The 6999-nt window shown below is 65.6% G+C and carries 6 protein-coding genes and 4 tRNA genes; all 10 read left to right on the top strand.

The window, feature by feature from the left end; translation table 11 throughout:
• Nucleotides 1-113: 113 nt before the first annotated feature.
• The 10 genes from ispD (at nucleotide 114) to tuf (ending at nucleotide 6901) form a co-directional block, all read left to right on the top strand.
• Entirely contained in the window at nucleotides 114-878 is a 765-nt protein-coding gene (gene ispD, locus E0E00_RS00400; RefSeq protein WP_130810377.1) for a 2-C-methyl-D-erythritol 4-phosphate cytidylyltransferase, read from the top strand.
• Nucleotides 879-888: 10 nt separating this feature from the next.
• Nucleotides 889-1389, top strand: coding sequence for a 2-C-methyl-D-erythritol 2,4-cyclodiphosphate synthase (ispF, locus tag E0E00_RS00395; protein ID WP_130810375.1), 501 nt, complete (start codon nucleotides 889-891; stop codon nucleotides 1387-1389).
• 118 nt (nucleotides 1390-1507) lie between these two features.
• Complete coding sequence (gene cysS / locus E0E00_RS00390; RefSeq protein ID WP_130810373.1) at nucleotides 1508-2968, top strand: cysteine--tRNA ligase; 1461 nt, start codon at nucleotides 1508-1510, stop codon at nucleotides 2966-2968.
• A 9-nt stretch (nucleotides 2969-2977) separates the two neighbouring features.
• Nucleotides 2978-3943: a 23S rRNA (guanosine(2251)-2'-O)-methyltransferase RlmB gene (gene rlmB / locus E0E00_RS00385; RefSeq protein ID WP_130810371.1), complete on the top strand. Its 966-nt coding sequence runs from the start codon at nucleotides 2978-2980 to the stop codon at nucleotides 3941-3943.
• A complete protein-coding gene (locus E0E00_RS00380; RefSeq protein WP_130810369.1) occupies nucleotides 3936-4523 on the top strand; it encodes an NYN domain-containing protein in 588 nt (195 codons plus the stop codon). The genes rlmB and E0E00_RS00380 overlap by 8 nt, the downstream gene beginning before the upstream one ends.
• Nucleotides 4524-4591: 68 nt before the next feature.
• A tRNA-Thr gene (locus E0E00_RS00375) sits at nucleotides 4592-4666 on the top strand.
• A 672-nt stretch (nucleotides 4667-5338) separates the two neighbouring features.
• Nucleotides 5339-5422 (top strand) — tRNA-Tyr (locus tag E0E00_RS00370).
• A gap of 1 nt (nucleotide 5423) precedes the next feature.
• Nucleotides 5424-5499 (top strand) — tRNA-Thr (locus E0E00_RS00365).
• A gap of 22 nt (nucleotides 5500-5521) precedes the next feature.
• Nucleotides 5522-5598 (top strand) — tRNA-Met (locus E0E00_RS00360).
• A gap of 97 nt (nucleotides 5599-5695) precedes the next feature.
• On the top strand, nucleotides 5696-6901 hold the full coding sequence (tuf, locus tag E0E00_RS00355; RefSeq protein ID WP_165443470.1) for an elongation factor Tu: 1206 nt from the start codon (nucleotides 5696-5698) through the stop codon (nucleotides 6899-6901).
• The last annotated feature ends 98 nt before the right edge of the window (nucleotides 6902-6999 follow it).

Here is a 6999-nt window from a genome sequence, read left to right as displayed (position 1 = left end):
CTCCAAGAGATTCTCGAGGCGGCCGAGGACGACTCCTCCAAGCTGGGCGAGATTGGCGTCAGGAACCCAGATGCCCTGGCAAACAGCCTGCATCGCATGTGGGGGCAGAGCGAATGAGCGCACCAGAGGCATGCGCCTCGCCCTCCGCTGCCCGCGTGGGCGAGAGTGGCTCAAAGCCAGATGCGGTGGCGATCATCGTTGCGGGTGGCGCGGGCGAGCGCTTTGGAGACCCACGCGGCAAGCAGTTCGTGGACCTCTGCGGGCTGCCGCTCATGTGCTGGCCGCTTCTCGCCTTTGACCACGCGCCCTCGGTTGGCCACATCGTGGTGGTGTGTGCGCCGGACCGTGCGGATACGGTGCGCGACGAGGTCCTTTCTCGCGTGACGCTGCTCACGCCCGTCACGCTGGCGGCCTCTGGGGACACCCGCCAGCAGTCCGTTGCGCACGGGCTGGCGGCCATGCCGCGCGGCTACGGCTTTGTGGCCGTCCACGACGCGGCCCGCCCCCTTATCGAGGCCAAGGTCATCGAGGGCGTCATCGCGTGCGTGCGAGAGGACCCCAAGCTTGCGGGTGCTATCTGCGCCGCGCGCTCGGTGGACACCTTGAAGCTCGTCGAGGACGGCATTGTCATCGCCACGCCGGACCGCTCCTTCTACTGGTCGGCCCAGACGCCGCAGGTCTTTCGCACCCGCGCGCTGACCTCGGCCTACAAGTCCGCCGCGTGGGAGGGCTACCAGGGCACCGACGACGCCTCTCTCGTCGAGCGCCACGGCGGAAAGGTCCGCTGCTTTGACTCTCCGCGCGACAACATCAAGGTCACCGTCCCCGAGGACTTGGCCATCGCTTGCACCGCGCTCGAGCAGCGGCTGCTCATGTAGGGGGTAGGGCATGTTGCGCATTGGGCATGGTTTTGACGTTCACGCCTTCACGGAGGGACGGCCGCTCATCCTAGGCGGCGTCAAACTGCCCAGCGAGCGTGGCCTTGCGGGCCACTCGGACGCAGACGTGCTGGCCCACGCCCTCATGGATGCCATCCTGGGTGCCATGCGCGCCGGCGACATCGGCCAGCTCTTCCCCGATACCGACCCCGCCTTCGAGGGCGCAGACTCCATGGCCCTGCTCTCACGCGTGGCGTCGCTTGCCCGCGAGCAGGGCTTCTCGCTTGTCGATGCAGACTGTACCGTAGCCGCCCAGGCACCAAGGCTCGCGCCCCACCGCGACCGGATGCGGCGGGCCATGGCCCAGGCCATGGGTGTGGACGTGTCACGGGTTGGCGTCAAGGCAACCACCACCGAGCACCTTGGCTTTGTGGGTCGAAAGGAGGGCATTGCCGCCTGGGCCGTGGTCCTTCTCGACAAGGCCGATGCCCCATGGGCCTGCGGCGGGTAGGGCCTCCGAAGCCCCACGCGACGCCCAAAGCCTGTGTCTAGGAGCCTTCCCAAGGATTGCCTTGCGGGGTGCTGCTACAATGCCTGTACCTCTGTGCACACACCCCAAGGAGCAAGCCATGCTGATCTACAACACTCAGACGCACCGAAAGCAGGGGCTCGAGCCCATCGAGCCGGGCAAGATTCGCATGTACGTCTGTGGCCCCACGGTCTACGACCAGATCCACATCGGCAATGCGCGCACGTTCCTCTCGTTTGACGTGATTCGCCGCTACCTCGTGTACAGGGGCTACGAGGTCACCTTTGCCCAGAACCTCACCGATGTGGACGACAAGATCATCAGTCGCGCCAACGAGCAGGGTCGCAGCGCCGCCGACGTCGCCGAGGAGTTCTCGGGCGCTTTTGTCGAGCAGATGCACCGCTTTGGGATTCTCGACCCCGACATCCGCCCGCGTGCCACGCACGAGATTCAGGCCATGCAGGCCATGATCGAGTCCCTCATCGAGCAGGGCAACGCCTACGTGGCCGACAACGGCGACGTGTACTTCTCGGTGCGCTCGGACAACGCCTACGGCATCCTCTCCGGCCGCGACCTTGACCAGATGCGCGCCGGCGAGCGCGTGGAGGTCAACGACCAGAAGCGCGATCCCTTCGACTTTGCCCTCTGGAAGGCCGCCAAGCCCGGCGAACCCAGCTGGCCAAGCCCCTGGGGCGACGGCCGTCCCGGCTGGCACACCGAGTGCTGCGCCATGATCCATCGCTACCTGGGCACCCCCATCGACATCCACGGCGGTGGAGCAGATCTGGTCTTCCCGCACCACGAGAACGAGACCGCCCAGGCGATGTGCGCCTGGCACGAGCCGCTGGCCAATCTCTGGATGCACACGGGGATGCTGCGCGTGAACGGCGAGAAGATGTCCAAGAGCCTGGGCAACTTCTACACGCTCAAGGAGGTCCTCGACAGGTATCCCGCCGACGCGGTGCGCCTGCTCATGCTGCAGACCCACTACCGCGCTCCGCTCGACTTCTCCTTCGACCGCCTCGAGGGCGCCGTGGGCACCCTCGAACGCCTGCGCACGTGCGAGAAGAACCTACTCTGGGCCTCCAAGAACGGCTCGGGCGGCGAGGGATGCGACGACGAGCTCCTCTCGGCCGTCCGCGAGGCGCACGAGGAGTTCACGCGCCAGATGGACGACGACTTCAACACCGCCGGTGGCCTGGCGGCGATCTTCTCGCTTGTGACCTCGGCAAACACCTACCTTGCCGACGCCGGCACCGCTGCTGGCGGCGAAGCCGCGAGCGCCGCGGCCAACGTCCTTGCCGAGCTTGCGGGCGTCCTTGGCATCACGCTTGCGGCAGAGGAGGACGAGCTTCCCGCTGAGCTTGTGGGCCTTGCCGAGCAGTACGCCGGCTATCGGGGAAGCTCTGCCACCGAGGCCGCCGATGCGCTTATCGCCGCACGTCAGGCAGCCCGCAAGGCGAAGGACTGGGGTAGCGCGGACGGCATCCGCGATGCCATCGCAGGCTTGGGCCTGGTTCTCGAGGACACCGCCGCAGGCTCTCGCCTGCGCAGGGCGTAGGTGATGAGAATGGCACGAGGTGATGCGCGAAGGGGCTCGTCCCGCAGGGGGGCGGGTTCGGCGCAGGCCGGTCGTGGCGGCCAGCACCACGGCCGCAGCCAGCGCTCGGGCTCGCGCCCGGGAAACGGGGCGCCGAGGGGGCGCCAGGGCAGGGGCGGACGCGACCAACGCGACCGGCACGGCCGACGCGACCAGGGTCGCTCTGCGGTGCCTGGCTCAGATGTCATCGAGGGGCGCCGCGCCGTCGCCGAGGCGCTCGACGCGGGGATTCCCATATGCACTGCCTTCGTGCAGGACGGAGCTGGCTCGCCCGATGGCACCGACAAGACGCTTGGCTCTCTGGTGCGCAGGCTCGTCGACGCGGGCGTGGAGTGCGAGTCCGTACCGCGCTCGCGCCTTGACCGGCTCTCGAGCCACGGCGCCCACCAGGGCATCGTCGTGAGGACCAAGCCCTTCTCATACGCAACGATCGAGGACGTCATCGCTGCGGCGGGGGAGGGGGACGCCCTGGTGGTTGTGCTCGACCATGTGACCGACGAGGGCAACTTTGGCGCCATCGTACGCTCTGCGGAGGTCGTGGGCGCTGCCGGCGTGGTTGTGGCAAACGCGCGCGCCGCCACCGTTGGGCCCGGTGCCTACAAGACCTCTGCCGGCGCCGTGCTGCACCTTCCCATCGCGCAGGTTCCCAACCTGGCCCGTGCGATCGACCAGCTCAAGGATGCTGGGTTCTGGGCCTGCGCCGCAACCGAGCACGCCGAGCAGAGCGTGTGGCACGCGCCCGTCTATGGGCGGCTTGCGCTGGTCATGGGCTCTGAGGGGGTGGGCATCTCTCGCCTCGTGCTTGACCACTGCGACTTTGGTGCCAGGCTTCCGCAGCGCGGTCGTGTCGAGTCGCTCAACGTTGCCCAGGCCACGACGGTCATGTGCTACGAGTGGCTCCGCCGCGTGAGCGAGGGGGCGCAGGCGGATGCCTAGTCGCGCCAGTCTCGCGCTGCTCGTGGTCGACGGCTACAACGTGGTTCACGGGACCCCTCGCTATGCCGCGCTCATTGACGAGCATGCGGGTGCCGGTGCCTTGGCCGACGTGGCGCACCTCTCGCGCGACCCCTACGGTCATGACCCCTTCGACCGCGCCCGCGAGGCGCTCGTCTCGGACGTGGCGGCGTATGCGCAGGGCAGCTACGAGCCGGTTGTGGTCTTCGATGCGGCGGGCAACCTCTCGGGCGAGCGACCCAACTGGAGCACGGCTGGGGTTCGCGTGGTCTTCTCGCGCACGGGCGAGTCCGCCGATACGGTCATAGAGCGCCTGGTCACGGAGGCGCGCCATGCCGGGAGGGTCGTCTTGCTCGTGACATCGGACAACGCCATCCGCTATACCGTGGGCGGCATCCCGGTGACCACGGTCTCAAGCGCGCTTCTCGCGCAGAACATGAGCATCGTGAGCGCGGGGGTGGAGGAGGCCCGCGAGCGCGGGTCCCATACGCACCTGAGCCTGGAGGACAGGCTCGACCCCGAGACCCGGGCGAAGCTCGACAGGCTGCGCGGCCGTAGGTAGCTGGCCGCACGACCGATTCTGGTGCCGCACGTGCCAGATTCGCGCAAACACGCTATCATGTCCTCACCGCCGGTATGGCTCAATGGCAGAGCAACGGTTTTGTAAACCGTGGGTTGTGGGTTCGACTCCCTCTACCGGCTCCAGGATGAGACGCCAGGTCATAGCCACTGCGGCTGTGACCTGGTTTCGTCTTTCGTGGCAAACGGCTTGACTGGCAAGTCTCTGCCATCGTGCGTACGCATGACGGCTGGTTGCAGACGACTCCCCTTCCTTGGAGGGCCCCTCGGGCAGGAAAGCTTGGTTGTGCGTACGCATGACCGGTGCATTTTGACAAGGCCGCAGCATCTGCCCAGTTGGCCGAGAAGGCCATGGCAGCAGGTGGGAATCGTGCGTACGCACGATGGGGACATATTGCCAGGCCCGTGGATCCAACAGGGGAAACGCTACCCCCTTGGCAGAGAACCTCGGTCATGCGTACGCACAATGGCACAAATCCGCCAGGGCATCGGGCTGACACGGCAAGAGGCGCCTGCCATCCGCGCCTCATCCGGATCCTCGGGCAGGCCCTGGCTCATCAGAGATGCCTCTTTTTGGACTGCGGCGCCCGCTGGTGCGCGCATCCGGGCCCGGACGTGTGCAATGCGGCCCGCATCCGGCAAGCGGTACATGCACTACCTGCGGGTTTCCCTGAATTGTGCGGGAATCGTGGGATAGATACACCCGGCACCGGGGTATGCGTTGACAGGATTTTTTCCTCGTCGTATTATTCACTCCGCTGCACGGGGTTCGCCCCGTGTGGTGCTTGAAAACGGAATGGGGATGTGGCACAGCGGCAACTGCGGCGGACTGTAAATCCGCTCCCTCTGGGTTCCTTGGTTCGAGTCCAAGCATCCCCACCATGCCCGTGTAGCTCAGTCGGTAGAGCACTTCGTTGGTAACGAAGAGGTCACCGGTTCAAATCCGGTCGCGGGCTCCATTCTTCAAGCGCTCGGCTCCATGCCGGTGTAGCTCAGCTGGTTAGAGCACGCGGCTCATACCCGCGATGTCACTGGTTCGAATCCAGTCACCGGTACCAGGCTTTTCTGCGGCGCTGCGGCGCCGCTGAGCATAAATGGACGTATTTCTGTACCATGGAATGGCCGGAGAGGTTCGTTCCAAAAGGAGGATTGGCAATGGCCAAGGAGAAGTTCGATCGTTCTAAGCCGCACGTAAACATTGGTACCATTGGTCACGTCGACCACGGCAAGACTACGCTGACCGCGGCCATCACCAAGGTTCTCTCCGAGACCGAGGGCTGCAAGGCCGAGTTCACCGCCTTCGAGAACATCGACAAGGCCCCCGAGGAGCGTCAGCGCGGCATCACCATCTCCGTCGCTCACGTCGAGTATGAGACCTGGGAGCGCCACTACGCTCACGTTGACTGCCCGGGCCACGCTGACTACGTCAAGAACATGATTTCAGGCGCTGCCCAGATGGATGGCGCCATCCTCGTTATCGCTGCTACCGACGGCCCCATGGCTCAGACCCGCGAGCACATCCTGCTCGCCCGTCAGGTTGGCGTCAAGTACATCATCGTCTTCCTGAACAAGTGCGACATGGTCGATGACGAGGAGCTCATCGACCTGGTCGAGATGGAGACCCGCGACCTGCTCTCCGAGTACGGCTTCGACGGTGACAATACCCCAATCATCCGTGGCTCCGCCCTCGGTGCCCTCAACGGCGAGCAGAAGTGGGTCGACTCCATCGTCGAGCTCATGCACACCGTTGACTCCTACATCCCGACGCCTGCTCGTGACAACGAGAAGCCGTTCCTGATGGCCGTCGAGGACGTCATGACCATCTCCGGCCGCGGCACCGTTGCCACCGGCCGTGTCGAGCGCGGTGAACTCAAGCTCAACGAGCCCGTCGAGATCGTCGGCATCAAGCCGACCCAGTCCTCCGTTGCGACCGGCATCGAGATGTTCCGCAAGACGCTGGACTTCTGCGAGGCTGGCGATAACGTGGGAATCCTGCTCCGCGGCATCAAGCGCGAGGACATTGAGCGCGGCCAGGTTCTCTGCAAGCCCGGCTCGGTTACCCCTCACACCAAGTTCACTGGCGAGATTTACGTTCTCACCAAGGAGGAGGGCGGCCGTCACACCCCGTTCTTCTCTGGCTACCGTCCGCAGTTCTACTTCCGCACCACGGACGTGACCGGCGACATCGCCGAGCTCACCGACAAGGACGGCAACAAGGTCGAGATGGCCATGCCAGGTGACCACGTCACCATCTCCTGCGAGCTCATTCACCCCATCGCCATGGAGGAGGGCCTCCGCTTCGCTATCCGCGAGGGTGGCCACACCGTCGGCGATGGCCGTGTCGCCACGATCGTCGAGTAGCTTCTCCCAGAAGTGACCCCAAGGCCCGGCATCCGTATGGGTGTCGGGCCGTTCTGTTGAGAACGGGACTCGTCTGATACCTTATGGCGGATTCCTCT

Origin of the sequence: Olsenella sp. Marseille-P4559 (assembly GCF_900605015.1) — a bacterium.
In the GTDB taxonomy this organism is placed as follows: Bacteria; Actinomycetota; Coriobacteriia; order Coriobacteriales; family Atopobiaceae; genus Tractidigestivibacter.
This window is presented reverse-complemented; position numbering and strand designations above follow the sequence as displayed.

Coding starts and splice junctions, on each gene's coding strand:
- ispD (WP_130810377.1), top strand. CDS start 114: ATGAGCGCACCAGAGGCATGCGCCTCGCCCTCCGCTGCCCGCGTGGGC.
- ispF (WP_130810375.1), top strand. CDS start 889: ATGTTGCGCATTGGGCATGGTTTTGACGTTCACGCCTTCACGGAGGGA.
- cysS (WP_130810373.1), top strand. CDS start 1,508: ATGCTGATCTACAACACTCAGACGCACCGAAAGCAGGGGCTCGAGCCC.
- rlmB (WP_130810371.1), top strand. CDS start 2,978: ATGGCACGAGGTGATGCGCGAAGGGGCTCGTCCCGCAGGGGGGCGGGT.
- E0E00_RS00380 (WP_130810369.1), top strand. CDS start 3,936: ATGCCTAGTCGCGCCAGTCTCGCGCTGCTCGTGGTCGACGGCTACAAC.
- tuf (WP_165443470.1), top strand. CDS start 5,696: ATGGCCAAGGAGAAGTTCGATCGTTCTAAGCCGCACGTAAACATTGGT.